Below are 26,968 nucleotides of genomic sequence, written 5' to 3'. Positions count from 1 at the left end.
GCGGCAGTCTGACACACCGTCTTGAACGGTGGGTCAGGAAACCGGCGGTTCACGAACACCTCATACCTACGCGGGGGTTGAGGCCGGCCGCACGGAAGGCGGGCCGGCCCAAGGCGTGGGGGCCCGGAACGCGGAGGAGGGCCCGTGCCTGGGGAGGCGCGGGCCCTCGTCCCCTGGAGCGGACGATCAAGGGCTCGGGTCAATGGGCCGTGACAGTCCGATCCGCAAGGTGGCGGCTGACGGAAAGGGGTGTGTCAGGCCGCCGCCTCGGGGTCCTTGGAGAGACGGGGGGCCGGGATCGTGGGCTCCGTCTCCGGGTAGTGGCACGCCGTCAGGTGGCCCGGCTTGTTGCCCTCCACCTGCACCAGCGGCGGAGCCTCCGTGGCGCACTTCTCGGTCGCCTTCCAGCAGCGGGTGCGGAAGCGGCAGCCGGAGGGCGGGTTGATCGGGGACGGCACGTCACCGGCCAGGCGGATGCGCTCGCGCGGCTCCTCGTCCACCGTGGCCTCGGGCACGGCGGAGAGCAGGGCCCGGGTGTAGGGGTGGCGCGGGTTGTCGTACAGGTCCTCGCGGTCGCCGATCTCGACGATCTTGCCGAGGTACATGACCGCCACGCGCTGGGAGAAGTGCCGCACGATCGCGAGGTCGTGGGCGATGAACACGAACGCGATGCCGAGTTCGCGCTGCACCTTCTGGAGCAGGTTGACGACCTGGGCCTGGATGGAGACGTCCAGGGCGGAGACCGGTTCGTCCGCGACGATCAGCTTGGGTTCCAGGGCGAGCGCGCGGGCGACGCCGATGCGCTGGCGCTGGCCGCCGGAGAACTCGTGCGGGAACCGGTTGTAGTGCTCGGGGTTCAGGCCGACGATCTCCAGGAGCTCACGGACCCGCTTCTCCCGGCCGCCGGGCGGGTCGACCTCGTTGATCTCCATCGGACCGGAGATGATCTTGCCGACCGTCTGCCGCGGGTTCAGCGAGGCGTACGGGTCCTGGAAGATCATCTGGATCTCGGAGCGGATCGGCGCCAGCTGCCTGCGGTTGGCGTGCGTGATGTCCTGACCGCGGTAGGTGATCTTGCCACTGGTGGGCTCCAGCAGGCGCGTGATGAGCCGGCCGGTGGTCGACTTGCCGCAGCCCGACTCGCCGACCAGGCCCAGGCTCTCGCCCTCGCCGACCTGGAAGTCCAGGCCGTCGACGGCCTGCACCGCGCCGACCGTCCGCCGGATCGGGAAGCCGCCCTTGATCGGGAAGTGCTTCGTCAGCCCGGAGACGTCCAGGAGGGGGTTCGTGTTGCTCATGATCGTGAAATCCGCTCTCGTGTCCGTCAGTTGTGCCGGGTTCCGGCGAAGTCAGCGAAGAGTTCCCGCTTCTGCTCCGGGGTGAGGTGGCAGGCGGCGCCGCGGCCGTCGACGACCTCGAGCAGCGGGCTCTCCTTGGAGCACAGCCCGCCCGCCACCTTCTCGGCGAAGGCGCACCGGGGGTGGAAACGGCAGCCCGACGGCGGGTTGAGCAGCGAGGGCGGCGAACCGGGGATCGGCGTCAGCGGCACGTCCACCGACCCCTGCAGGCTCGGCATCGAGCCCAGCAGACCCAGGGTGTAGGGGTGCTGCGGGTCGCGCAGCACCTCCTGCTTGGTGCCGCGCTCCACGCACCGGCCGCCGTACATCACCAGCACGTCGTCGGCGATGTCGGCGATGACGCCGAGGTCGTGGGTGATGAAGATGATCGCGGTGCCGAACTCCTGCTGGAGGTCCTTGAGCAGGTCCATGATCTGCGCCTGGACCGTCACGTCCAGGGCGGTCGTCGGCTCGTCCGCGATCAGCAGCTCGGGGTCGCACACCAGCGCCATGGCGATCATCGCGCGCTGGCGCATACCGCCCGAGAACTGGTGCGGGTAGTCGTCCACCCGCATGTCCGGCTGCGGGATGCCGACCCGGCGCAGCATCTCGATCGCGCGCTTGCGCGCCTCGGACTTGGAGCAGCCCGTGTGCTTGCGGTAGGTCTCGCCGATCTGCGTGCCGATCGTGTGGTACGGCGACAGCGACGCCAGCGCGTCCTGGAAGATCATCGACATCTTGTTGCCGCGCAGCCGCTCCAGCTCCTTCTCGGAGGCGGTGAGCAGCTCCTTGCCGTCCAGCACGATCTCGCCCTCGATCGCCGTGCGGTCGCGGTCGTGCAGGCCCAGGATCGTCAGGTTGGTGACGGACTTGCCGGAGCCCGACTCGCCGACGATCCCGAGAGTCTGGCCCTTGACGAGGTCGAAGCTGAGTCCGTCGACGGCCTTGACGATGCCGTCCTCGGTGGAGAAGTGGACCCTGAGGTCCTTGACGGAGAGGAACGGCTGCTGATCGGTGCTCGTCACGGGGACGCTCCTGGGGGGTGATGCGAGGTGTCGCCGGGTGGGGCGGGTGGGAAGGGACGGCGAGGCGGAGGTCAGGCGAGCCGGATCCGCGGGTCGATGAGGGCGTAGACGGCGTCGACGACGATGTTGAAGATCACGATGGCGCCGGCGGACAGGAGGGTGACGCCGAGCACCATGGGCAGGTCGCTCTTGTTCACGGCGTCGAGCGCGAGCCGGCCCACGCCCTGGAGGCTGAAGACGGACTCGGTGATGATCGCGCCGCCGATCAGGGTGCCCAGGTCGACACCGAAGATCGTGACGATCGGGCCCATCGCACCGCGCCAGGCGAAGCGGAGGAAGACGTTGCGGCGGGAGAGTCCCTTGGCCCGGGCCGTGCGGACGTAGTCCTCGCTGAGCTGCTCCACGAGCTGCGAGCGGGCCATGCGCGTGTAGTTGGCGGTGAAGATGATGGCGAGCACCAGCCACGGCAGCAGCAGGCCGGAGACCCACTTGACCGGGTTCTCGGTGATCGGCGTGTACGACGGGTTGTCCAGGACGCCCAGCTTGAAGACCAGGAAGTACATCGCGATGTACCCGACGAAGTAGATCTGCAGCGAGGAGCCGAGCAGCGAGGCCGAGCTGGCGACCTTGTCCTGCCACTTGCCCTGCTTGAGGGCGGCGATCATGCCCGCGCCCACACCGATGACGAGGAAGACCACGGCCGCGCCGAAGGCGAGGGAGAGCGTCAGCGGGAGCCTGTCCATGATCGTGCCCAGGACCGGCTCACGGTTGGCGAAGGAGTAGCCCAGGCACGGAGCGCTGCAGTTGCCGAAGTCGCCGTAGCTGCGTCCGACGAAGATGCCCTTGAGCCAGTACCAGTACTGGACCGGGATCGGGTGGTCGATGCCCAGGTTGTGCCGCACCTGCTTCAGCATGTCGGGCGTGCAGTTCTTGCCGCAGGACATCATGGCAGGGTCACGCGGGATGGCGTAGAACAGCCAGAACGTGACCGCGCTGATGATCAACAGGATGACCAGCGCGCCGAGGAGTCGGCGGACGAGGAAGCGGAACATGGGGCGTGACTTTCCGGACGGGGCGCCGTCGCCGGGGTGAGGGGTGGGCCGGAGGGGGCGGCCAGGTCCTGGCCGCCCCCGAGGGGTCGTGCGCCTTACTTCTTGGCGTACAGCTTGCAGAGCGCGATGCAGGTGTTGCCGGCGTCGAACACGACGTTGCCGACCTTGGACCCGTGCATCCAGTTGCGGATGGAGTGGTAGTCCGGGACGACCGCCGCCAGCTCCATGATCTGGCGGTCGACGTTGCCCCAGGCCTTGTTGGCCTCCGCCGGGTCGGCGATCTTCGCCGCGGCGTCGATCGCCTTGTTGACGCTCGGGTCGTTCAGCTGGGCGTAGTTGCTGCGGCCGTCGCCGATGTTCTTGCCGCTCCAGCAGGGGTAGAAGACCGAGTAACCGTTCGGCCAGTCCGGGCTCCAGCCGGCCGCGAACAGGTCGTACTCGTTGTCGATCTTGCCGATCTGGGTGTAGAACGTCGACTTGTCGACCTGCTTGTTGACGACCTGGAAGCCGGCCGCCTCCAGCGCGTTCTTGATCGCGACGGCGGACTTCACCGCGTTGTCGGAGTGCTGGTACGCGATGACCAGCTTCTGGCCGAGCTTGCCGGCCTCCTTCAGCAGGGCCTTGGCCTTGGCCGGGTCGCCACCGGGCTTCTTGTCCGTGCCGTAGAGGTCGAACTTCTGGTAACCGGGGGTCACCGGGCTGAGGATCGTGGTGGCCAGCTCGCTGGAGGCCTTGCCGCCGCGGATGGTCTGGAGCTGCAGGTGCGGCCACGCCCAGTTGATGGCCTGGCGGACCTTGACGTCCTTGATGCGGGTCGTGTTGATCGGCCAGTAGTAGGTGACCGTGTCGACCTGGGTGAGGACGCGCTGCTTGAGCTTCGCGTTGGTGAGGACCTGGGCGATGCGCTCCGGGGCGACCTCGTTGAAGATCGACATCGTGTACTGGTCGTTCCCCTTGTCCGCGATGTAGCGGTCGGTGGAGGCGATCAGCTCGAAGCCGAACTGGAAGAGGAACTTGTCCGGGTAGGCGTTGCGGATCGGGTCCGTCTTCGCGTCCCAGTGCTCGTTGCGCACGTAGGTCAGCGACTTGCCGATCTTGCGGTCACCGATCTTGTAGGGACCGCAGGAGAACGGGCGCTTGTCGTACTTCTCCTTGGTGTCGTGCTTCTTCGGCACCAGGGAGTAGCCGCGCATGGCGAGCGTGTAGTTGAAGTCCGTGCGGGGCTCGGTGAGGTGGAAGGTGACCGTCTTGCCGGAGATCTCGATCGACTCGAGCTGCTTGCCGTCGTACGGGCCCTTGTACTTGTCGCCGCCGACCAGCCACTGCTGGACGTAGCGCGGACCCTCGGTGATGAAGCTCGCGAAGAGGCGCTCGAAGGTGTGACGGACGTCGTCCATGGAGACGTCGGAGCCGTCCTCCCACTTGATGCCGTCCTTGAGGGTGAACGACCAGGTCTTGCCGCCGTTCTTCATGGTGCCGGCGTCGGTGGCCACGTCGCCGACGAGGGTGCAGCCGCCCTTGTCGTCGATCTTGTAGCCGGTCAGGCCACGCATGATCGGGATGGTGATGGCGCCCTCGGTGGAGACGTAGATCTGCGCCGGGTCCATGTGGTCCATGTCGAACTGGTCCAGCGAGTAGATCGTGCCGCCCTTGACGGCGCCCGCGACCTCGGGAGCCGGACCGACCGAGTCGGCCTTCGTGCCGACCGGGATGTTGACCGTCTTGGACTTGCTCACCGACGGCACGTCGTCGCGACCGGAGCCCTTGGAGTCATCGCTGCTGCAGGCGCTCAGCACCGAGGTGGAGGCTGCCGCCACACCGGTGGCGATCAGGAAGTTTCTACGAGAAAAGGACATGCTGAGCCTGCCTAGAAGGTTGGTCGGAACAGACGGGACCAGCCGGGTGTCTCCGCCCCGGGCCGGGTGGAACTGCGTTGCTACCGCTTCGACTTCGGGTCGAGCGCGTCGCGTACGGAGTCGCCGAGCAGATTGAAGGCGAGGACGAAGATCACCATGGCGAGGCCCGGGAAGAGCAGGAAGGTGATGTCCTCGGTGTAGAACGTGGCGCCGCGGCCGATCATCACGCCCCAGTCGGGAGTGGGGTCGGTGACGCCGACGCCGAGGAAGGCCAGTCCCGCCTCGGCGGTCACGTACGCCGGCAGCATGAGCGTGGACTGGATGATGATCGGGGTCCACAGGTTGGGCAGCAGCTCCTTGAACACGATGCGCATCGGGGACGCGCCCGTGACCTTCGCCGCCTCGACGAACTCGCGCTCACGCAGGCCGAGCACCTGGCCGCGCAGCAGACGCGCGATGGACGCCCAGCCGAAGGCGGACAGCACGACGATCAGGGAGAAGACGACCAGCCCGGTCGGGATGTTGTCGTCCGGCTTGACGAAGATGCCGTAGACGACCGGCATGAAGGCGATGAAGAAGAGCGTGGACGGGAACGACAGCAGGATGTCGATGACCCGGCCGACGAGGTAGTCCGTCTTGCCGCCCAGGTAGCCGGCCGTGACGCCCACCACGACACCGACGATGGTGGTCAGCAGGGTGGCGGCGGTGGCGATGCCCAGGGAGTTGCGGATCGCGTAGAGCAGGAAGGTGAACACGTCCCGGCCGAGCTGGGGCTCGATGCCGAACCAGAACTCGGAGCTCATGCCGCCGTTGGGGCCCGCGGGGTACGAGAAGGCGTCGAGCAGGCTCGGGTCCTGGCTCGCGTAGGTGGTGTACGGGTCCTTGCCGTACACCTTGGCTATGAGCGGCGCCGCGACGCCGATCACGAAGAAGAAGATCACGATGCAGGCCGATATGACGCCTGTCCGGTCGCGCTTGAAGCGCTTCCAGGCCAGTCGTCCCGGGGAACGCCCCTCGCCGCCCTTCGGGTCGCCGGAAGGAGTCACCTTCTCGACGGACTCGTCGGTCACCTCGAGGGGGACAGCCGCAGATGGAGTTGGGAGGGTCATGGTGCTCCTGGCCCAAGGGAGGGTCTGATGACTCCGCAGGGCACTCCCCTACGGGCTACGCCGGACTTTTTCAACGCAATTCATTCAAGGTCAATAAATTCTCGGTCGCCTTGGTTTTCTCTTTACCTTCTTTACCTTTACTTGATCGTTCCGTAGCTACGCGGGTAGCGCGCCGTAATCAATCCGTGCTTCACATCGGGCCAATCCGACTAAACGGGCAAGGCGTTCGATATGCGGACGGTGGAGTGTCGACATGCGTACATCGGCCCGTCGCAATCCAACGTTTCGGCATCGTTACGCGAAGATCTATTGCGCTCTCCACGCAAGATCATCAAGCCCCCCGAGGGGGTGGTGCGTGCATTCGGATGACGTCTCCCCCCAAAGGCCGCTCAATCGGGCGGCGGGCATGCGATACATGCCTTATATGACGATATTGACCAGTAGTGGATCAACGTCGCGGAGGAGGCACGCCATGCGGGGAGTCACCCGGGCCCGAGGGGCCGTGTGCGCGGCGGCGCTGGCCCTCGCCGCCACCGGCTGCGGGGGCGGCGGCTCGGGCGGCGGCACCGCCGGCGCGGTGCTCAGCTCCTCCTGGGGCGACCCGCAGAACCCGCTGGAGCCCGCCAACACCAACGAGGTGCAGGGCGGCAAGGTCCTCGACATGATCTTCCGGGGCCTGAAGAAGTACGACCCGAGGACCGGCAAGGCCACCGACATGCTCGCCCGGTCCATCGACACCGACGACTCGCGGAACTTCACCATCAGGCTGAAGCCCGGCTGGACCTTCTCCAACGGCGAGAAGGTCACCGCCCGCTCCTTCGTGGACGCCTGGAACTACGGCGCCGGCCTGAGGAACAACCAGAAGAACGCCCTCTTCTTCGGCTACATCGACGGCTACGACAAGGTCCACCCCAGCAGCGGCCGGCAGACCGCCGACACCCTGTCCGGGCTGAAGGTGGTGGACGACCACACCTTCACCGTCCGGCTCAGCCAGAAGTTCTCCAGCTTCCCGGACACCCTCGGCTACGCGGCCTTCGCCCCGCTGCCGCGCGCCTTCTTCACGGACCACGCGGCCTGGCTGCGGAAACCGGTCGGCAACGGCCCGTACACGGTGGCCTCCTATATGAAGGGCGCTCAGATGTCCCTGCGGAAGTGGGACGGCTACCCGGGCCCGGACAAGGCGCGCAACGGCGGGGTCGACCTGAAGGTCTACACCGACGGCAACACCGCCTACACCGACCTGATGTCCGGCAACCTCGACCTGGTGGACGACGTGCCCGCCGCCCAGCTGAAGAACGTCAGGACCGACCTGGGCGACCGCTACATCAACACCCCGGCCGGCATCCTCCAGACCTTCGCCTTCCCCTACTACGACAAGGCGTGGGACAAGCCGGGCTCGGAGAAGGTCCGCACGGGCCTGTCCATGGCGATCAACCGGAAGCAGATCACCGAGACGATCTTCCACGGCACCCGCACCCCGGCCACCGACTGGACCTCGCCCGTCCTCGGCGTGGCCGGCGGCTTCAAGGAGGGCCTGTGCGGCAAGCCCTGCGAGTACCACCCGGACCAGGCGAAGAAGCTGGTCCAGGAGGGCGGCGGGATCCCCGGCGGCCAGGTGAGGATCACGTACAACGCGGACACGGGCTCGCACAAGGAGTGGGTGGACGCCGTGTGCAACTCCATCAACAACGCCCTCGGCAACGACAAGGCGTGCGTCGGCAACCCGGTCGGCACCTTCGCCGACTTCCGCAACCGCATCGGGCAGCACAAGATGACCGGACCGTTCCGCGCGGGCTGGCAGATGGACTACCCGCTCATCCAGAACTTCCTCCAGCCGCTGTACTACACGAACGCCTCCTCCAACGACGGCAAGTGGTCCGACAAGGAGTTCGACACACTGGTCGACCGGGCCAACGCCGAGAGCGACCGGGCCAAGGCCGTGCGGCTGTTCCAGCAGGCCGAGGGCGTCGTCCGGGACAACATGGCCGCCATCCCGCTCTGGTACCAGAACGGCAGCGCCGGCTACTCCGAGCGGCTGTCCGACGTGGCACTCGATCCGTTCAGCGTGCCCGTCTACAACGAGATCAAGGTCAGCTGAGCCGCGATGGGGCGCTATGTCGTCCGGCGACTGCTCCAGATGGTCCCCGTCTTCGTCGGGTCCACGCTGCTGATCTTCCTCATGGTCAACGTGATGGGCGATCCGGTGGCGGGCCTGTGCGGGGAGCGGGCGTGCGACCCGGCGACGGCGGCCCAGCTGAAGCGGGAGTTCGGCTTGGACAAGCCGGTCTGGCAGCAGTACCTCACCTACATGGGGCACCTGTTCACCGGCGACTTCGGCACGGCGTTCAACGGGCAGAAGGTCACCGAGCTGATGGGCACCGCGTTCCCGGTCACCATCCGGCTGACCGTCGTGGCGATCCTGTTCGAGACCGTCATCGGCATCGCGCTGGGCGTCGTCACGGGCCTGAAGCGCGGCCGGCCCGTCGACACCACCGTGCTGCTGCTCACCCTGGTGGTGATCTCCGTCCCCACCTTCGTCACCGGTCTGCTGCTCCAGTTGCTGCTCGGCGTGAAGTGGGCCTGGGTCAGACCCTCCGTCTCCCCGGACGCGGCCTTCGGCGAGCTGATCGTGCCGGGGCTGGTCCTCGCCTCGGTCTCCCTGGCCTACGTCACCCGGCTGACCCGCACCTCCCTCGCGGAGAACAAGCGCGCGGACTACGTCCGCACGGCCGTCGCGAAGGGCCTGCCCCGGCGGCGGGTCATCACCCGCCACTTGCTGCGCAACTCGCTCATCCCCGTGGTCACGTTCATCGGCACGGACATCGGGGCGCTGATGGGCGGGGCGATCGTCACCGAGCGCATCTTCAACATCCACGGCGTCGGCTACCAGCTTTACCAGGGCATCCTGCGCCAGAACACCCAGACGGTCGTCGGCTTCGTCACCGTACTCGTCCTCGTCTTCCTGGCGGCCAACCTGCTCGTCGACCTCCTGTACGCCGTACTCGACCCGAGGATCCGCTATGCCTGAGCAGCAGCCGTACGAGGCCGGGCGTGCCGTCGCCGGTACCGGGATGGGCGGCGCGATGGACCTCGCGGCGAGCGAGGCGACCACGCTGGAGCGGACCCCGGGCGGACCGGAGGGCCCCGGGGCCGGGGGAGCCGGGCCGGGAGGCGTGGGGCCGGCCGGCAAGCCGCGCTCCCTGTGGTCGGACGCCTGGCGGGACCTGCGCCGCAACCCGGTCTTCCTGCTCTCCGCCCTGGTCATCCTCTTCCTGGTGTTCATCTCGCTCCGGCCGTCGGCGATCGCTTCCGGGAACCCGCTCACCTGCGACCTGGCCAAGGCGCAGGACGGCTCGGCTCCCGGGCACCCCTTCGGCTACGACGGCCAGGGCTGCGACGTCTACACGCGCACGGTGTACGGCGCCCGTGCGTCGGTGACGGTCGGGGTGCTGGCCACCCTCGGGGTGTCGGTGTTCGGGTCGGTGCTGGGCGGGCTGGCGGGCTACTTCGGGGGCCTGTGGGACGCGGTGCTGTCCCGGATCACGGACGTCTTCTTCGCCATCCCGGTCGTCCTCGGCGGACTCGTCCTCCTCTCGGTCGTGACCTCCAATACGGTCTGGCCGGTCATCGGGTTCATGGTGCTGCTCGGCTGGCCGCAGATCTCCCGCATCGCGCGCGGCTCGGTCATCACCGCCCGGCAGAACGACTACGTCCAGGCCGCCCGCGCGCTGGGCGCCTCCGACGCACGGATCCTGCTGCGGCACATCGCGCCGAACGCGGTGGCCCCGGTGATCGTCGTGTCGACCATCGCGCTGGGCACCTACATCGCCCTGGAGGCGACGCTGTCCTACCTCGGCGTGGGCCTGAAGCCCCCCAGCGTCTCCTGGGGCATCGACATCTCCGCCGCCTCCCCCTACATCCGCAACGCGCCCCACGCCCTGCTGTGGCCCTCGGGTGCCCTGGCGGTGACGGTGCTGGCGTTCATCATGCTCGGCGACGCGGTCCGCGACGCCCTCGACCCGAAGCTGAGGTGACGCACGCCGTGCTGCTCGACGTCCGCGACCTGCACGTGGAGTTCCACACCCGGGACGGCGTCGCCCACGCCGTCAACGGCGTCGGTTACGCCGTCGACGCGGGTCAGACGCTGGCGGTGCTGGGGGAGTCGGGATCGGGGAAGTCGGTCACCGCGCAGGCCGTGATGGGCATCCTCGACACGCCGCCCGGGCGGATCACCCGGGGGCGGATCCTGTTCCAGGGCCGGGATCTGCTGACGCTCAAGGGCGAGGAGCGCAGGAGGATCCGGGGCACCGGAATGGCGATGATCTTCCAGGACGCCCTGTCCGCCCTCAATCCGGTGATGACGGTGGGGGATCAGCTCGGGGAGATGTTCGTCGTCCACCGGGGCGCGTCACGCAAGGACGCGCGGGCGAGGGCCGTGGAGCTGATGGAGCGGGTACGCATCCCGGCCGCCGCCCAGCGTGTGCGCGACTACCCCCACCAGTTCTCCGGCGGGATGCGCCAGCGCATCATGATCGCCATGGCGCTGGCCCTGGAACCGGCGCTCATCATCGCCGACGAACCCACCACCGCCCTCGACGTCACCGTCCAGGCGCAGGTCATGGACCTCCTCGCGGACCTGCGGCGCGAGTACCGCATGGGGCTGATCCTCATCACCCACGACCTGGGCGTCGTCGCCGACGTGGCGGACAGGATCGCGGTGATGTACGCGGGCCGGATCGTGGAGTCCGCGCCCGTGCACGACCTCTACAAAGCCCCCGCCCACCCCTACACCCGGGGCCTGCTGGACTCCATCCCCCGCCTCGGCCACAAGGGCCGGCAGCTCTACGCCATCAAGGGCCTGCCGCCCAACCTGACGCACATCCCGCCCGGCTGCTCCTTCCACCCCCGCTGCCCCCTGGCCAGGGACGTCTGCCGTACCGAGGAACCCCCGCTGTACGAGGTGTCCGGCGAGCGGGGCAGCGCCTGCCACTTCTGGAGGGAGTGCCTCGATGGCCTCGGACACTGAGCCCCTGCTCGAAGTGACCGGCCTGGTCAAGCACTACCCGCTCACCCGGGGCGTGCTGTTCAGGAAGCAGATCGGCGCGGTCCGGGCCGTCGACGGCGTCGACTTCACCCTCGCCCAGGGCGAAACGCTCGGCATCGTCGGCGAATCGGGCTGCGGCAAGTCCACCGTCGCCAGGCTCCTGTGCGGCCTCGAACGGCCCACCGCCGGCACCGTCACGTTCAGGGGAGAGGACATCACCCGGCTGTCCGGCAAGGCCCTCAAAGCCGTGCGCCGCGACATCCAGATGGTCTTCCAGGACCCCTACACCTCCCTCAACCCCCGCATGACGGTCGGCGACATCATCGGCGAGCCCTACGACATCCACCCCGAGGCGGCCCCCAGGGGCGACCGCCGCCGCAGGGTGCGGGAACTCCTCGACGTCGTCGGCCTCGACCCCGAGTACGCCAACCGCTACCCCCACCAGTTCTCCGGCGGCCAGCGCCAGCGCATCGGCATCGCGCGCGCACTGGCGCTGCGCCCCGAGATCATCGTGGCCGACGAACCCGTCTCCGCCCTCGACGTCTCCGTCCAGGCCCAGGTCGTCAACCTCCTCGCCCGCCTCCAGGCGGACTTCGGCCTCTCCTACGTCTTCATCGCCCACGACCTGTCCATCGTCCGCCACATCTCCGACCGCGTCGCCGTCATGTACCTCGGCCGCATCGTGGAGACCGGACGCGACACCGAGATCTACGACCACCCCACGCACCCCTACACCCAGGCGCTGCTCTCGGCCGTCCCGGTACCCGATCCCGACGCCCGCGAACACCGCGAACGCATCATCCTCACCGGTGACGTGCCCTCCCCGGCCGACATCCCCTCCGGCTGCCGCTTCCGCACCCGCTGCTGGAAGGCGCGCGAACGCTGCGCCGTGGAGGTGCCCGCGCTCGCCGTGCCGGCCGCCTTCCGTGACGCGGCCGGACCCGCCGCGCACGCCTCGGCCTGCCACTTCGCGGAGGAGAAACACGTGGTGCCGCCGGAGGAGTCCCGGCTGAACGGCAACGGGCCGGGGTGACATGGCGCACCCCGGCCCGTTCACGGCACCCGCACGGCCGTACGTCCTTCAGGATGCCGTGTCCGTATAGCGGCACGGCTTCGGTGAAGTTGCCTGTGTGTTAACGCGGTTCACCGGTCTCCGCGGGCCGGGGCAGGGAGCGGCGGAGGAAGTCCAGCTGGAGCAGGAGCAGGTTCTCGGCGACCGTCTCCTGCGGGGTCATGTGGGTCACCCCCGACAGGGGCAGCACCTCGTGCGGGCGGCCGGCGGCCAGCAGCGCGGAGGACAGGCGCAGGGAGTGCGCCACGACCACGTTGTCGTCCGCCAGCCCGTGGATGACCAGCATCGGGCGGTGCGGCTCGGCGGGGTCGACCAGGCCCGCGTCGTCGATCACCGAGTTGCGCCGGTAGACCTCCGGCCGCTCGTCCGGGTCGCCGAGATACCGCTCCTGGTAGTGGGTGTCGTACAGCCTGAGGTCGGTGACCGGCGCGCCGACCACCGCCGCGTGGAAGACGTCCGGGCGGCGCAGCACCGCCAGCGCCGCCAGGTAGCCGCCGAAGGACCAGCCCCGGATCGCCACCCGGGAGAGGTCCAGCGGGTACCGCTCGGCGAGCGCGTGCAGGGCGTCGACCTGGTCCTCGAGGACGACCGCCGCCACGTCGTCCCGGATCGCCTTCTCCCAGGCGGGCGAGCGGCCCGGGGTGCCCCGGCCGTCGGCGACGACCACCGCGAAGCCCTGGTCGGCGAACCACTGGGAGGTGAGGTGGACGTTGTGCGCGGCGGCCACGCGCTGGCCGTGCGGACCGCCGTAGGGGTCCAGGAGGACCGGCAGGGGAGTGTCACCGGGGTAGTCCCGTGGCATAAGCACGGCGCACGGAATCCGGCGTGCGCCCCCTTGGGTGAGAGTCACCCGGGGGGACAAACCGGGATCTTCGGCGTACGACCGTACAGTTGCCGCTGGTTTTCCGTCACACAGCACCTGGACCCGGGTGCCCGGCCGGTCCAGCGCCGCGGACAGGAGGACGGTCACGTTCCCCGAGCGCACCGCCGAGTGCACACCGGGTTCCCGCGACAGCCGCTCCACGCCCAGTTCGTTCACCCGGTACACATGGACTTCGCCAATCTCGGGCGCCTCGGCCTCCGGGCCGGAAGAGGCGGAAACCAGTACGTCGTCCGCACCCACGTCCAGGACCGCCCGCAGATGCAACTGACCGCTGGTCAAGGGACGTTCGCCGACCGCCAGCACCCGCGCGCCGCCCTCGTCCGCGATGCGGACAAGCTGCCCGGAGGGGTTCCAGCAGGGCACACCGGCGAAAAGTTCAAGCCAAGTTGGATCTTCATCGGCGTGCACCATCCGGGTGGCCCCGGAATCCGGGTCCACCGCCAGGTAGAGCTGGCCCCGCTGATCCCGCGCCTGGACGAGCAGCAGCGGCGCACCCGCCTCTGACCAGTGCGCACGCGCCAGATACGGGTAGCGCGCACGGTCCCAGACCACCTCCGTGCGCGTCCCGTCCAGCCCGCACACGAACAGGCGGACGTCCGCGTTCGGGGTGCCGGCGGCCGGGTACCGGATGGCGGCCGGCTCACGGTCCGGGTGCGCCGGATCGGAGATCCACCACCGCCGTACCGGCGTGTCGTCCACGCGCGCCACGAGCAGCCGGTCCGACCCCGGCGCCCACCAGAAGCCCCGCGAACGCGCCATCTCCTCGGCCGCGATGAACTCCGCGAGGCCGTAGGAGACGTCCGCCGACTCCGGCTCGGCCAGCGCCCGGTCGCCGTCGCCCCCGGCGCCGACCACCCGCAGCGCACCCCCGGCGACGTACGCGATGTGCCGGCCGTCGGGGGACGGACGCGGGTCGACCACCGGTCCGGGAACGGTGAGTTCACGGGCCGTCCCGGCGCGCAGCTCCGCCGTGAAAAGCCGCCCTGACAAGGCGAAAGACGCCAACTCCAGGGCGCCGTCGGTGGCATAGCCGACGATCCCGGCGCCGCCCTCGCGGCTGCGCTCGCGGCGCGCCCGCTCCTCGGCCGACAGCTCCTCGGCGGCACCCTTCAGGAGCGCGCGCGGATCGGCCGCCAGGCGTTCCGCACCCCCCGGAAGATCCATCACCCACAGGGAGTTGGCCCGGTCGGTGCCCGAGCCGGAACGCAGGAACGCGACACGCGAACCGTCGGGTGCCACGGCGAACGCACGCGGCGCGCCGAGCGTGAACCGCTGGGTCCGGGCGTGCCGTCGGGGGAAGGAGTCAGCCTCGGTCGTCATACCCCGACCATATTGGCCATGCGCCCCCTTGTGCGGCTGTGCGCCGATCGATGCGCGAGTACGGATAGTTATGATCACTACCGCAGAGTGGGTAGGAACCTGCTGGCGTCTGCATGGATTTGCTCAACTGATCTGGAACCCGCGTCCCTGGGATCTTTGGAGGTGAGCCGCCGTGGCACTCTCGATTTCGGCGGTGGTGCTGCTGGCGATCATCGTCTTCCTGCTGATCAAGAAGTCAGGGCTGAAGGGCGGCCACGCGGTCGTCTGCATCCTGCTCGGCTTCTATCTCTCCTCCTCGACCGTGGCTCCCACGATCAGCGAGCTGACGACCAACGTCGCGAGCATGATCGGCAGCATCAAGTTCTGACGGGCGGTGTCGCGGGGCCGGGTGCGGGGACCTCGTAGGCTGGTCCCCATGACGGAACTGCCCTCCCGGCGTCTCCTCCTGGTGCACGCGCACCCGGACGACGAGTCGATCAACAACGGCGCGACCATGGCCCGGTACGCGGCCGAGGGCGCCCACGTGACCCTGGTCACCTGCACGCTGGGGGAGCGGGGCGAGGTCATCCCGCCCGGGCTGCGGCACCTGACGGGCGCCGCGCTGGGCGCGTACCGGCGCGGCGAGCTGGCCGCTGCCGTGTCCGCGCTCGGCGTCACGGACTCCCGGCTGCTCGGCGGCGCCGGGCGGTACGGCGACTCCGGGATGATGGGCCTCGCCGACAACGACGACCCCGGCTGCTTCTGGCAGGCCGACGTCGACAAGGCCGCCGGGACGCTCGCCGAGGTGATCCTGGAGGTCCGCCCCCAGGTCCTCGTGACGTACGACGACGACGGCGGCTACGGCCACCCGGACCACATCCAGGCCCACCGCGTCGCCATGCGCGCGGTCGACCTCGCGGCCGGACGCGGCCACCGGATCGCCAAGGTGTACTGGAACCGCGTCCCGCGCTCCGTCGCCGAAGCCGCCTTCGCCCGCCTCCAGGACGAGCTGTCCGTACTGCCGTTCGACAAGGGTGCCACCGTGGACGACGTACCCGGCGTGGTGGCCGACGAGCGGATCACCACCACGATCGACGGCAGCGCGTACGCCGCCGCCAAGGCCGCCGCCATGCGCGCCCACGCCACCCAGATCGAGGTCGCCGAGCCGTACTTCGCGCTCTCCAACGCACTCGCCCAGCCGCTGTTCACCACCGAGTACTACGAGTTGGCGCACGGGGTGGGAGAGCGCGGGGAGACCGACCTCTTCGCCGGCCTCGGCCCCGGGGAGACGTCATGAGCGGCGGCGGGAACGGATCCCCGCTCGCCCAGCCGCTGCGTCCGCCCTCCGCGGGACGGGCCGCCGCCCTCGTCGGCCTGTTCCTGCTCGGGGCCGTCACGGGCCTCGCCGGGGCCCTGCTCCAGGCCGCCTGGTTCCCCGGCGGGCTGCTGCTCTCCCTCGCGGGCGCCGCCGGACTCTTCCTCGGCGGGGCGTACGCCACCCGGGGCCGGGGCGGGGCGGTCGCGCCGGCGGCGGGCTGGGTCGTCGCCGTCATCCTGCTCACCACCACGCGCCCGGAGGGCGACTACCTCTTCGGCGCGGGCGGCAGTTCCTACCTGTACCTGCTCGGCGGCATGGCCGTCGCTGTGATCTGCGCCACCGTCGGCGCGGGACGGCAACCGCGCGGCGGCTCCGCCCGACTTGCCAAGTGACGTACCACTTCGCCGTGCGGTGCCCGTGCGAGTCCGATGTGGGTTTCCTCGGCGGTCATGGGATACGCGCCAGAAGTGGCCAGTATGGTGGTGCGCGCCGCCGAGCCTCCCCCAAGTTGTCGACTGCGCTCGAACAGGGGGTGCCCCCAGCTGAGGTCGAAACGGGCGGCGGAGCCAACCGGGAGAACCTGCCTTGAGTCGTGAAACTGACACTCCGTCCTCCGGGCCCAACGGGCGCGGCGGAGCCGCATACCCCTCCGGCACGCCGCCGTACGGGACCCCCATGGCTTCCGACGACGGTACGGGCGCGGGCCGTTCGGGCACGCGGCCCGAGGAGAAGAAGACCGAGACCACGCTGACGACCCGGATCCGGATCAACATCCCCGGGTCCCGGCCCATCCCGCCGGTCGTCGTGCGCAAGCCCGTCGGGGACGGCGAGGGCGCCGGGGAGGAGGCACCGGCCGCCGAGCCGCGGCCCGTGGCCGACGGCCCGTCCGCCGGCGCCGCCGAGGCCCCGGCCGGGCCCGACGGCCAGCCGGGGGAGAAGACCAGCGACTGGTTCGCGCCGCGCAAGTCGGGCGCGCCCAAGGGCGGTCCGGGCGGCGGCGGCGCGAACGGCGCCGGGACGTCCGGCGGTTCCGCCGCCACCACCGCCCCCTCCGGCGTGTCGGGCACCCGTTCGAGTGGTCCGGGAGCTTCGGGTGCGGCCGGTACCACCGGCGCACGCTCCGGCGGCGGGCGTCCCGGTGGGGTGGTCGGCTCCATGAGCGTCCCGGGCGGACCGCGCACCGGCGGTACGAACGGCAGGGGATTGCCCGGCGCCACCGGTGGCCCGGTCGCCCCGGGGCACGGCGGCGGCACCGGCTCCTTCGACGTGACCGAGGCCCTGACCGCGGGCCCCCTCGGCGGCTCCCGCCCCGGCTCCTCCACCGGCTCCGACGAGCCCCGCCGTGACGACCTGCCGTACTTCTCGGAGCACGGCGGCCAGGACGACTACGGCACGGGCACCGGCGGGCACGACGGCTTCGGCGGCCAGGACGGCTTCGGCGGCGGTGCCGCGGGCGTCGGCGGCCAGGACGGCTTCGGCGGTGCCGCGGGCGGTGCCCGTGGGAACGGCGGTCCCGGGGGCGCCAGCGGCTTCGACGGACCCGGTGGCCACGGCGGCCCCGGCGGTCCGCAGGGCGGCCCGGCCGGTCCCACCAGCGGCCCGGTGACCGGCGACGGCACCCTCGTCCCGCCGGCCGCCGGCTTCGGCGGCCAGGGCTCCTCGCCGGCGCGCAGCGCCCTCACCGACATCGCCGCTCTCGACGCGCCCGGCGCCGCGGGCGGCCCCGGCGGCTTCGACGGACCCGGCGGTCCCGGCGCTCCGGGAGTCACTCCCGGCGGCCCGGCCGGCCGTGCTCCCGGTGGCGGGCTCAGCGACGACACCGCGATCCTCACCCCGCAGAAGCATGTCCCCGAGCCGGGCACGCCCGGATACCGCCCCCCGTCCGCCGACAACGTCTCCGGACACACCGTCACCAGCGGCGTCCCAGTCGGCCCGGACACCGGCAAGCCCGCGTTCGGCAGCCCGCCCGGCGGCCCGGCGACGCCCGCGGCGCCCAAGCCGGAGCCGGCCGCCGCGCCCAAGGCGGCGGGCAAGAAGAAGAAGGGCCGCAGCAAGCTGATGCTGCTCGTCGTCGGCGTGTTCGTCGTGGCGGGCGGTGCCTACGGCGCCGGACTGCTGATGAACCACACCGACGTGCCCAAGGGCACCACCGTGCTCGGCGTCGACATCGGCGGCGGCACCCGCGACGACGCCGTCAAGAAGCTGGACGACGCCTTCGGCAGCCGGGTGAACAAGCCGCTGAAGCTGGCCGTGGGCGGCAGGACGGTCACCCTCACGCCGGAGAACGCCGGTCTCCAGTTCGACTACCAGGCCACGGTGAGCGGGGCCGCGAAGAGCGACTACAACCCGGTCCACGTCGTCGGCTCCCTCTTCGGGCAGAAGCGCGTGGTCGAGCCGGTCATGCCGGTGGACGAGGAGAAGCTCCAGGCCGCGCTCCAGCAGGCCGGCGGAGGTTCGGGCTCGGCCACGGACGGCACCATCAAGTTCGAGCCGGGCGGCAAGGCCGTGGCGGTCTACGGCAAGGCGGGCAAGGCCATCGACGCGGCCCGCTCGACCACGGCGGTCGAGCAGGCGTACCGCACGCTGGTGGAGACGGGCAGCACGCCCCCGGTCACCGTGCCGACCGCCATCAAGCAGCCGACGGTGTCGAACGCCGAGGTGGACCGGGTCTTGAACGACTTCGCGAAGCCCGCGATGTCCGGCATCGTCAAGGTGCAGACCGACGCGGCGCACGTCATCCGGTTCGGTCCGGTGTCGCTGCCGAAGATCCTCGGCTTCAAGGCCGTGGACGGCAAGCTCGTGGACACGTACGACCTCAACGCGCTCAAGGAGGCGTACGGCAGCACCTTCGACGGCGTACAGATCCAGACCGCGACCGGAAAGCGCGGTGTGCTGCCGCAGGACGTGGTCGGCGCGCTGCGCCAGGCCCTGCGGGGCAAGACGGAGGCGCAGCGGGTCGGGGTCATCGACACCAACCCGAAGTAGCCCGGCCGTTTCCAGGGGCGCTCCCGCCGAGGGGGCGCCCCTCGCCGTGTCCGCGGCCCGGTCCGCGTGACATCTGTCATGCGGCGCTCAGGACGCCCGGCACTGCCCGGCCGGGGGCCCCCGCCGTCAGCATGGACGGCATGACGACGACAGCGGCACCGGCCACCACCACCCCGGTGGTCGGGTTCGACCAGGTGACCAAGACGTACGGGAGCGTACGGGCCGTCGAGGGCCTCTCGCTCCGGTTGTACCCGGGCGAGACCGTCGCCCTCCTCGGCCCGAACGGGGCCGGCAAGTCCACCACCCTGGACCTGCTGCTCGGGCTCAAGCAGGCCGACACCGGCACGGTGAGCCTGTTCGGCGGCAGCCCGCGCGAGGCGATCGTCGCCGGCCGGGTCGGGGCGATGCTGCAGAGCGGCGGCCTGATGGACGGGGTCACCGTCGCCGAACTGGTGAAGCTGGCGTGCTCCCTGCACCCGCGGCCGTACCCGGTCTCCGACGTGCTGGCCCGCGCGGGCATCGCCCAGATCGCCGACCGCAAGGTGGACAAGCTCTCCGGCGGCCAGGCGCAGCGGGTCCGCTTCGCCCTCGCCACCGCCGGCGACAGCGACCTGATCCTCCTGGACGAGCCGACCACCGGCATGGACGTCGCCGCGCGCCAGGCCTTCTGGGCCACCATGCGCGAACAGGCCGACCAGGGCCGTACGGTCCTCTTCGCCACGCACTACCTGGAGGAGGCCGACGCCATCGCGGACCGGGTCCTGGTGCTGCACCGGGGCCGGCTCCTCGCCGACGGCACGGCCGCCGAGATCAAGGCCAGGGCGGGCGCGCGGCGGATCTCCTTCGACCTGGCCGGCGAGATCGACGAGGGCGCCCTGCGCGGGCTGCCGTTCCTCACCTCGGTCGACGTCTCGGGCCAGACCGTCCGCATCCAGTCCGCCGACGCCGACGCGACCGTGCACGCCCTCTACGGCCTCGGCGTCTACCCCCGCAATCTCGAAGTCGCCGGGCTCGGTCTGGAGCAGGCCTTCGTCGCCATCACGGAGGCCGAGGAGGCCAAGCAGTCGTGAACGCCCTCATCAAGCTCGAACTGGCCCGCGCCCTGCGAAACAGGAAGTTCCTGTTCTTCTCGGTGCTCTACCCCTCGATCATCTACCTGATCTTCTCCAGCAGCGCCGGCGCGAACGAGCGGGTCGACGGCACCGGCCTGACCGTCGCCACCTACCTGATGGTCTCCATGGCCTCCTTCGGCGCCCTGACCGCCGTCCTGATGGGCAACAGCGAGCGCATCGCCAAGGAACGCGAGAGCGGCTGGGTACGGCAGCTGCGGCTGACCCCGCTGCCGGGCCGCGGCTACGTCCTCGCCAAGACCGCGAGCGCCGCCGTGGTGAGCCTGCCGGCCATCGTCGTCGTGTTCGCCGTCGCCGCCGGTGTGAAGCAGGTGCGCCTGGACGCCTGGCAGTGGCTCGCCCTCACCGGGGTCATCTGGGCCGGCAGCCTGGTCTTCGCCGCGCTCGGCGTCGCCCTCGGCTACCTCGCCTCCGGGGACGCGGTCCGCCCGATCACGATGATCGTCTACTTCGGTCTGTCGATCCTCGGCGGCCTGTGGATGCCGTCCACGACCTTCCCGCAGGTCCTCCAGGACATCGCCAGGTGGCTCCCCACGCACGCGTACGCTGCCCTGGGACGGGCGATCGAGCAGAGCCAGGCGCCCCACGGGGCGGACATCGCCGTCCTCGCCGTCTACTTCGTCCTGTTCGCGGGCGGCGCGGCCTGGCTGTACCGGAAGGACACGCTGAAGGCGTGAGCGCGATGACGGAAGACCCCCTGACCGGCGAGAAGCGGCCGGAACACCAGGTGCGGCCGGGCCAGCCCCCCCGCACCCGGCGGGACGTGCTGACCAAGGTGCTGTGGATCGGCGTGTGGCTGGTCTTCCTGAGCTCCCCGGTCGACGACCTGGTCAACGGCGGCCACACCGCGCGCGCCACCCTGGCCGGCTCCCTCGGCCTGGCCGCGTTCGTCGGGACCTACCTGGCGCTGGTCTTCCGCAACATGGGCCGGTCCTTCGCGCCCCGGACCGTCGTCGGCCTCCTCGCGGTCCTGGCCGTCCTGGCCCCCGTCCTCGCCTGCACCCTCGGCAGCGCCTGGCTCGGCCTCTTCGTCTACCTGGCGGTGGCCTGCGGGGCCACCCTGCCGGTCCGGGCGTCGTACTGGGCGATCCCGGCGACGGCCGCGCTGATGTACCTGGTCGGGCTGCACTCGAACGAGAAGGAGGCCCGTGGCCTGCTGCTCCTCGTCGTGCTCATCGGTTTCGCGATGGTCGGCGTCGGGCAACTGGTGCGCACCACGATCGAGTTGCGCAAGGCGCGGGCCACCGTCGCCCAGCTCGCCGCCAACGAGGAGCGGCTCCGCCTCGCCCGCGACCTGCACGACCTGCTCGGCCATTCCCTGTCACTGATCACGCTCAAGAGCGAGCTGGCCGGCCGGATGCTGCCCGGCCACCCCGACAAGGCGGCCCAGCAGGTCGCCGACATCGAGCAGGTCAGCCGGCAGGCCCTGGTGGACGTCCGGGAGGCCGTCACCGGCTACCGGCGGCCCCGGCTCGCCGCCGAACTCGCCGGCGCCCAGGTCGCCCTGACGGCCGCCGGGGTGATCGCCGAGGTGCCCGCCGAACCCGACCTCGCCGGCGTGCCCGAGGAGGCCGAGTCCGCGCTGGCCTGGGCGCTGCGCGAGGCGGTCACCAACGTGGTCCGGCACAGCGGCGCCGACCGCTGCGCCGTACGGCTGCTGCGCCGCCAGACCCTGGACGGACCGGTGCTCGAACTCTCCGTCGAGGACAGCGGGAGCGGGGGCTCCGGGAAGGGGCCCGGCAACGGGCTGACCGGGCTGACCGAGCGCCTGGAGAAGGCCGGCGGCGCTCTGGAGGCGGGGCGGGTCGGGCACGGGTTCCGGCTCGTCGCGCGCGTGCCCGCGGCCGCCGGGGCGGACGTAGGATCCGGGGCATGACGAGCATGATCAAGGTCCTCCTCGCCGAGGACCAGTCGATGGTCCGCGAGGCGCTGGCCGCGCTGCTCGGCCTGGAGGACGACATCGAGGTCGTCGCCCAGGTGGCGCGCGGTGACGAGGTGCTCGCGGCCGTCGGCGCGCACGACGTGGACGTCGCGCTGCTCGACATCGAGATGCCCGGCTGCACCGGCATCGAGGCCGCGGCCCAGGTGCGCCGGGAGCATCCGCGGGTCAGGCTGGTCGTCCTCACCACCTTCGGGCGCCCCGGCTACCTGCGCAGCGCCATGGAGGCGGGCGCCGACGCCTTCCTCGTCAAGGACGCCCCGGCCGCGCAGCTCGCCGAGGCGATCCGCAAGGTGCTGGCCGGGGAGCGGGTCATCGACCCCACCCTGGCCGCCGCCGCGCTCGCCGAGGGCGCCAACCCGCTCACCGAACGCGAACGCGAGGTGCTCCGCGCGGCGGCCGACGGCTCCACCAACGCCGAACTCGCCCGGGCCCTCCACCTGTCCCAGGGGACGGTCCGCAACTACCTGTCGACCGCCATCCAGAAACTGGCCGCGCGCAACAGGGCGGAGGCGGTACGGATAGCCAGGGACAAGGGATGGCTCTGAGCGACCGGCTCAGTTGAGCTTGGCCCTCGCCGTGCGCGCCTCCTGCCGGACCTTGCGGGCCGCGGACTCGTCCACCACCTCGATCAGGTCGGCGTAGTGCTGCAACTCCTCGGCGCCCGCGACGAACTCGCCGCGCTGCACCAGCAGTTGCCCGCGCTCGTAGCGCAGCCGCGCCGGGTGCGAGGGGATGAGCAGCGCCAGCTCGACGGCCCGCAGCGCGACGTCCGACCGCTCCGGCCGGGCCGCCGCCCACGCCCGGATGTTGTTCAGGACGCGCTGGACGACCTCCAGGGGCGGCGCCGGTCGCAGCATCGAGGGGTCCGGCGGCGTGCCCGTGGCACCCACGACCAGCAGCTCGGCGTCCGTCCCGGTGAGCAGCCGGCCACCGTCGAACGGATCGGCCAGCACCTGTTCCGCCGCCGCCCCGAACCCGACCACGAAGTGCCCCGGCAGCGCGACCCCGTACACCGGGGCGCCCGCCCGGCGCGCGACCTCCAGCCACACCACCGACAGCAGGATCGGCAGCCCGCGCCGCCGCCGCAGCACCTCGTGCAGCAGCGAGGACTCCAGCCGCTGGTAGTCGCCCGGCGTCCCGTGGAACCCGTGGCGGGTGCCGAGCAGCCCCCGTACGGCCTCCGCCCACGCCCGCGGCCCGCCCGGCCGGTACGGCAGCTCGCCCGCCAGCCGGTCCAGCTCCGCCTGCGCGGCGTCCAGGCCGGCCTCGTCCAGCGAGCCGTCCGTCTCCGCGCCGATCAGCAGGCACAGCGCCGACAGGTCCGGCCGCTCGGACCGGGCCTCCTCGGCGAAGCGCCGCCGCAGCTCGGCGGAGCGGTCCTCGGGGGGCGGATACGGGGGCGGCAGATACGGATGGCTCATGGCAGCCTCATGCCCTTCCACGAGGAGTTCTACGGCCGCCCGGACCGGGACGCCCGCGACGCCCGGGACACCGGGTGGCCACGGGGCCGGATCCGGCGGCCGCGGTGGCCTCTCGGCCGAGTCGGACCCCTGCGCACGTCGCCCCGCCGACGACGGACACCGGCCGCGTCACCTGCCCGGACCCGGGGTCACGGGGGCGTTCTGGGGCAGGGGTCGGGTGGCGGGGGCGTCCTTGGGCAGGGAGCCGGTGCCTTGCGGCAGGGGTCCGGTTTGGGGGGCGCGCTGTGGCACGGACTCGGTTTCGGGGGCGCCGTGAGGCGGGGGGCCGATCTGGGAGGCGCCCTGTGGCAGGGGTCCGGTCTCGGGGGTGTCCTGAGCTGGGGACCCGGTCTCGGCGGTGCCGTGAGGCAGGGGTCCGGTCTGGGAGGCGCCCTGTGGCAGGGGTCCGGTCTGGGAGGCGCCCTGTGGCAGGGGTCCGGTCTGGGAGGCGCCCTGTGGCAGGGGTCCGGTCTCGGCGGTGCCGTGGGGCAGGGGTCCGGTCTGGGAGGCGCCCTGAGCCAGGGACCCGGTCTCGGGGGCACCCTGCGGCAGAGGCCCCGTCCCTGAGACGCCCTGCGGCAGAGGCCCGGCCCCGGAGGCGCCCTGCGGCAGGGACCGCCTCCCCGGGGCGTCCCCCGGGGACAGCCGGTCGGCGGTGGTGGGGGGCTGCTGCGGCGGGCTCTGTTCCTCGGGGGCCCGGTAGTGGTGGTAGGCGTGGTGGGGGGTGAAGCCGAGGCCGCGGTAGAGGGCTCGGGCGGAGTCGTTGTCCGTCTCCACCTGGAGCCAGGCCGCCGAGGCGCCCTCCTCCAGCGCGCGCCGGGCCAGCGCGGCCATGACCTCGGTGGCCAGCCCCTGCCGCCGCCGGCCGGGGTCCACCTCGACGGCGGCGAACCCGGCCCACCGCCCGTCCACGACACACCGCCCGATCGCCGCCGGGGGCTCGCCCTCCCCGGCGCCGGGCACGGAGGCGAACCACACCGACGGGCCGGAACCGAGCACCCGCAGGGCCACCTCGCCCACCCCCTTGCGTTGGTACCGCGCGAGCCACGCCTCGTCCGCCGCCCGGGACAGCACCACCCCCGCGCCCCCGGCCCGGTCCGCCACCGGCGCCAGGGCCCCGGTCCACAGCTCGGCCGTCACCTCCCGCACCCAGCCGCGCCGCTCCAGCTCCGCGCACAGCATCTCCTGCGCGCCCTCGGCGCCGGTCGCGGTCTGCACGTACGCGGGCAGGCCCCGCGCGCCGTACCAGCGCCGTACGGCCGTCAGGGCCGCGTCGAGCGGGAGCCCGGGGTCCCCGATCGGCAGCACGCTGTTGGCGCGCCGCGTGAACCCGCCGGCCGCCCGCAGCTCCCACTCGCCCAGCCGCTCGCTCTCCACCGGCCGCCACGCCCGGGAGGAGATCCGCGCGAGTTCCGGATACGTGGCGGCGGGCCCCCTGCGCCGCGCCGGGGCGGCGGGCACGACCTTCCCGGCGACCAGCGCGGATTGCGGAATCCGGACCCGTTCGCCGTTCCGGCGTGTGATCATGAGCACGCCACCGTCCCATGATGTGAGAACACCCACCGTGTCAGTGAACTTCTCCGGCCCGCCGCCGGGTTCGCCCAACTGCCGTACAGAGACCCGTTTCCCCACGTCAGCAGGGGTGATTCGGACCTCCAGGCGTCCTTTCGCCGAGATTTCCACCGGTGAGTTCACCCCTCCTGTTCGGATCGTGCTCCGGAACGGAGATACTAGGGGCGGGCATCGACGACGCCGCGCTCCCGCGCGCCAGGCGGCGGAGCCTGAGGAGGCCCGCCAGCGCCCTATCGAGGAGGAACGACAGCGTGACCTACGTCATCGCGCAGCCTTGTGTCGACGTCAAGGACAAGGCGTGCATCGAGGAGTGCCCGGTCGACTGCATCTACGAGGGCCAGCGGTCCTTGTACATCCACCCGGACGAATGCGTCGACTGTGGTGCCTGTGAGCCGGTCTGCCCGGTCGAGGCGATCTTCTACGAGGACGACGTCCCCGAGGAGTGGAAGGACTACTACAAGGCGAACGTCGAGTTCTTCGACGAGCTCGGCTCGCCCGGCGGCGCCAGCAAGCTGGGGCTGATCGAGCGCGACCACCCCTTCGTCGCCGCACTGCCGCCGCAGGGCGAGTGACCGTCTGAGCGCCAAGCGGCCGCCATACCGCGCCGCCTCGGTCCCGTACGGCCCGATCACCCCGATCACCGCCGCACGGGACCGAGGCGTTTGCCGCACCGTACGAAAGTGAGCCTGATTCCCGTGTCCGCAGTCTCCGACCGGCTCCCCACCTTCCCCTGGGACAAGCTGGAGCCGTACAAGAAGACGGCCGCGGCCCATCCGGACGGCATCGTCGACCTCTCCGTCGGCACCCCGGTCGACCCGGTCCCCGAGCTGGTCCAGAAGGCCCTGATCGACGCGGCCGACTCCCCGGGCTACCCGACCGTCTGGGGCACCCCCGCCCTGCGCGACGCGATCACCGGCTGGCTGGAGCGCCGCCTGGGCGCCCGGGGGATCACCCACCGGCACGTCCTGCCGGTCGTCGGCTCCAAGGAGCTGGTGGCCTGGCTGCCGACCCAGCTCGGCCTCGGCCCCGGCGACAGGGTCGCCTACCCGCGCCTGGCCTACCCCACGTACGAGGTCGGCGCCCGCCTGGCCCGCGCCGCGTACGAGGTCTACGACGACCCGCGCGACCTGGACCCGGCCGGCCTGAAGCTGCTCTGGCTGAACTCGCCGTCCAACCCCACGGGCAAGGTCCTCTCCCGGCAGGAGCTGACGGACATCGTCGCCTGGGCCCGCGCCCACGGCGTCCTCGTCTTCTCCGACGAGTGCTACCTGGAGCTTGGCTGGGAGGCCGACCCGGTCTCGGTCCTGCACCCGGACGTCAACGGCGGCTCCTACGACGGCATCGTCGCCGTCCACTCCCTCTCCAAGCGCTCCAACCTGGCGGGCTACCGCGCGGCCTTCGCCGCCGGCGACCCGGCCGTCCTGGGCCCGCTGCTGGAGATCCGCAAGCACGGCGGCATGATGACCTCCGCGCCGACGCAGGCGGCGGTCGTGGCCGCGCTCGGCGACGACGTCCACGTGCACGAGCAGCGCGAGCGCTACGCCGCCCGCCGCGAGGCCCTCCGGGAGGCGCTCCTCGCCGACGGCTTCCGCATCGAACACAGCGAGGCGAGCCTCTACCTCTGGGCCACCCGCGACGAGTCCTGCTGGACCACGGTCGCCCGCCTGGCCGACCGGGGCATCCTGGTGGCCCCGGGCGACTTCTACGGCGAGGCGGGCCGCGATCACGTCCGCGTGGCCTTCACCGCGACGGACGAACGCGTGCGGGCGGCGGTGGCCCGCCTGACCGCCTAGGGCCTGTCTGACAATTCGCGTCGTCGCCCGGAGGGCGGCCGCGCGGCGTCAGGTGCGTGCTCTCGGGGCGCCGGCCCCAGGCCCTCGTACT

Annotated in this window: 22 protein-coding genes and 1 pseudogene; 15 read left to right on the top strand and 8 right to left on the bottom strand. The window is 71.3% G+C overall.

The genetic code is table 11. The annotated features are described in order from the left end of the window. Positions 1–254 precede the first annotated feature (254 nt). The 5 genes from AB0947_RS36990 to AB0947_RS36970 form a co-directional block, all read right to left on the bottom strand. On the bottom strand, positions 255–1,298 hold the full coding sequence (locus tag AB0947_RS36990; protein ID WP_366754766.1) for a dipeptide ABC transporter ATP-binding protein: 1,044 nt from the start codon (positions 1,296–1,298) through the stop codon (positions 255–257). Between the two features lie 26 nt (positions 1,299–1,324). Continuing rightward, positions 1,325–2,362, bottom strand: a complete 1,038-nt coding sequence (locus tag AB0947_RS36985) for an ABC transporter ATP-binding protein (RefSeq protein ID WP_366754765.1) — start codon at positions 2,360–2,362, stop codon at positions 1,325–1,327. A gap of 71 nt (positions 2,363–2,433) precedes the next feature. Then, a complete protein-coding gene (locus AB0947_RS36980; RefSeq protein ID WP_366754764.1) occupies positions 2,434–3,414 on the bottom strand; it encodes an ABC transporter permease in 981 nt (326 codons plus the stop codon). A gap of 95 nt (positions 3,415–3,509) precedes the next feature. Continuing rightward, complete coding sequence (locus AB0947_RS36975) at positions 3,510–5,270, bottom strand: ABC transporter substrate-binding protein (RefSeq protein WP_366754763.1); 1,761 nt, start codon at positions 5,268–5,270, stop codon at positions 3,510–3,512. An 80-nt stretch (positions 5,271–5,350) separates the two neighbouring features. Continuing rightward, the gene (locus AB0947_RS36970; RefSeq protein WP_366754762.1) at positions 5,351–6,379 is read right to left on the bottom strand and encodes an ABC transporter permease; all 1,029 of its coding nucleotides are present in this window, start codon (positions 6,377–6,379) and stop codon (positions 5,351–5,353) included. A gap of 472 nt (positions 6,380–6,851) precedes the next feature. On the opposite strand from AB0947_RS36970, the gene AB0947_RS36965 reads away from it, so the two are divergent. Genes AB0947_RS36965 through AB0947_RS36945 form a run of 5 tightly spaced genes read left to right on the top strand, consistent with a single transcriptional unit; the run spans position 6,852 to position 12,456 of the window. Continuing rightward, on the top strand, positions 6,852–8,477 hold the full coding sequence (locus AB0947_RS36965; RefSeq protein ID WP_366754761.1) for an ABC transporter substrate-binding protein: 1,626 nt from the start codon (positions 6,852–6,854) through the stop codon (positions 8,475–8,477). Positions 8,478–8,483: 6 nt separating this feature from the next. Beyond that, positions 8,484–9,407, top strand: a complete 924-nt coding sequence (locus AB0947_RS36960) for an ABC transporter permease (RefSeq protein ID WP_366754760.1) — start codon at positions 8,484–8,486, stop codon at positions 9,405–9,407. Beyond that, a complete protein-coding gene (locus tag AB0947_RS36955; RefSeq protein WP_366754759.1) occupies positions 9,400–10,413 on the top strand; it encodes an ABC transporter permease in 1,014 nt (337 codons plus the stop codon). The genes AB0947_RS36960 and AB0947_RS36955 overlap by 8 nt, the downstream gene beginning before the upstream one ends. 8 nt (positions 10,414–10,421) lie before the next feature. Beyond that, positions 10,422–11,405, top strand: coding sequence for an ABC transporter ATP-binding protein (locus AB0947_RS36950; protein WP_366754758.1), 984 nt, complete (start codon positions 10,422–10,424; stop codon positions 11,403–11,405). Next, positions 11,389–12,456, top strand: a complete 1,068-nt coding sequence (locus AB0947_RS36945; RefSeq protein WP_366754757.1) for a dipeptide ABC transporter ATP-binding protein — start codon at positions 11,389–11,391, stop codon at positions 12,454–12,456. Before AB0947_RS36950 ends, AB0947_RS36945 begins: the two co-directional genes overlap by 17 nt. A gap of 100 nt (positions 12,457–12,556) precedes the next feature. Here the strand turns inward: AB0947_RS36945 and AB0947_RS36940 are convergent, their stop codons facing one another. Beyond that, the gene (locus AB0947_RS36940; RefSeq protein ID WP_366754756.1) at positions 12,557–14,698 is read right to left on the bottom strand and encodes a prolyl oligopeptidase family serine peptidase; all 2,142 of its coding nucleotides are present in this window, start codon (positions 14,696–14,698) and stop codon (positions 12,557–12,559) included. A 172-nt stretch (positions 14,699–14,870) separates the two neighbouring features. Here AB0947_RS36940 and AB0947_RS36935 point away from each other — a divergent pair, with 172 nt between their 5' ends. From AB0947_RS36935 to AB0947_RS36900, 8 genes are all read left to right on the top strand, one after another. Continuing rightward, positions 14,871–15,065, top strand: a complete 195-nt coding sequence (locus AB0947_RS36935) for a hypothetical protein (RefSeq protein WP_014674786.1) — start codon at positions 14,871–14,873, stop codon at positions 15,063–15,065. A gap of 48 nt (positions 15,066–15,113) precedes the next feature. Continuing rightward, complete coding sequence (mshB, locus tag AB0947_RS36930; protein ID WP_366754755.1) at positions 15,114–15,974, top strand: N-acetyl-1-D-myo-inositol-2-amino-2-deoxy-alpha-D-glucopyranoside deacetylase; 861 nt, start codon at positions 15,114–15,116, stop codon at positions 15,972–15,974. Further along, positions 15,971–16,387, top strand: a complete 417-nt coding sequence (locus AB0947_RS36925; RefSeq protein ID WP_366754754.1) for a DUF6113 family protein — start codon at positions 15,971–15,973, stop codon at positions 16,385–16,387. The genes mshB and AB0947_RS36925 overlap by 4 nt, the downstream gene beginning before the upstream one ends. 193 nt (positions 16,388–16,580) lie before the next feature. After that, positions 16,581–18,980 (top strand): hypothetical protein, encoded by a 2,400-nt coding sequence (locus AB0947_RS36920; protein ID WP_366754753.1) that lies wholly within the window; start codon positions 16,581–16,583, stop codon positions 18,978–18,980. Positions 18,981–19,120: 140 nt separating this feature from the next. Further along, complete coding sequence (locus AB0947_RS36915) at positions 19,121–20,050, top strand: ABC transporter ATP-binding protein (protein ID WP_366754752.1); 930 nt, start codon at positions 19,121–19,123, stop codon at positions 20,048–20,050. Continuing rightward, positions 20,047–20,787: an ABC transporter permease gene (locus AB0947_RS36910; RefSeq protein ID WP_366754751.1), complete on the top strand. Its 741-nt coding sequence runs from the start codon at positions 20,047–20,049 to the stop codon at positions 20,785–20,787. The genes AB0947_RS36915 and AB0947_RS36910 overlap by 4 nt, the downstream gene beginning before the upstream one ends. A 5-nt stretch (positions 20,788–20,792) precedes the next feature. Then, positions 20,793–21,986, top strand: a complete 1,194-nt coding sequence (locus AB0947_RS36905; RefSeq protein WP_366754750.1) for a histidine kinase — start codon at positions 20,793–20,795, stop codon at positions 21,984–21,986. Further along, positions 21,983–22,597: a response regulator transcription factor gene (locus AB0947_RS36900; RefSeq protein WP_366754749.1), complete on the top strand. Its 615-nt coding sequence runs from the start codon at positions 21,983–21,985 to the stop codon at positions 22,595–22,597. Before AB0947_RS36905 ends, AB0947_RS36900 begins: the two co-directional genes overlap by 4 nt. A 9-nt stretch (positions 22,598–22,606) precedes the next feature. On the opposite strand, the gene AB0947_RS36895 is transcribed toward AB0947_RS36900, so the two are convergent. Next, positions 22,607–23,473: a transglutaminase-like domain-containing protein gene (locus AB0947_RS36895; protein ID WP_366754748.1), complete on the bottom strand. Its 867-nt coding sequence runs from the start codon at positions 23,471–23,473 to the stop codon at positions 22,607–22,609. A gap of 729 nt (positions 23,474–24,202) precedes the next feature. Then, a pseudogene (locus AB0947_RS36890) lies at positions 24,203–25,195 on the bottom strand (GNAT family N-acetyltransferase); the annotation flags it as partial. Positions 25,196–25,335: 140 nt separating this feature from the next. Here AB0947_RS36890 and fdxA point away from each other — a divergent pair. Together fdxA and AB0947_RS36880 are read left to right on the top strand one after the other, a co-directional pair. Then, complete coding sequence (gene fdxA / locus AB0947_RS36885; protein WP_014674796.1) at positions 25,336–25,656, top strand: ferredoxin; 321 nt, start codon at positions 25,336–25,338, stop codon at positions 25,654–25,656. Positions 25,657–25,779: 123 nt separating this feature from the next. After that, positions 25,780–26,877, top strand: a complete 1,098-nt coding sequence (locus AB0947_RS36880; RefSeq protein WP_366754747.1) for a bifunctional succinyldiaminopimelate transaminase/glutamate-prephenate aminotransferase — start codon at positions 25,780–25,782, stop codon at positions 26,875–26,877. Positions 26,878–26,968 lie beyond the last annotated feature (91 nt).

The organism is Streptomyces sp. NPDC047841, assembly GCF_040704085.1.
GTDB classification, from domain to species: Bacteria; Actinomycetota; Actinomycetes; order Streptomycetales; family Streptomycetaceae; genus Streptomyces; species Streptomyces argyrophylli.
The sequence above is the reverse complement of the archived record's forward strand: the minus strand, read 5'-3'. Positions and strand labels throughout refer to the sequence as shown.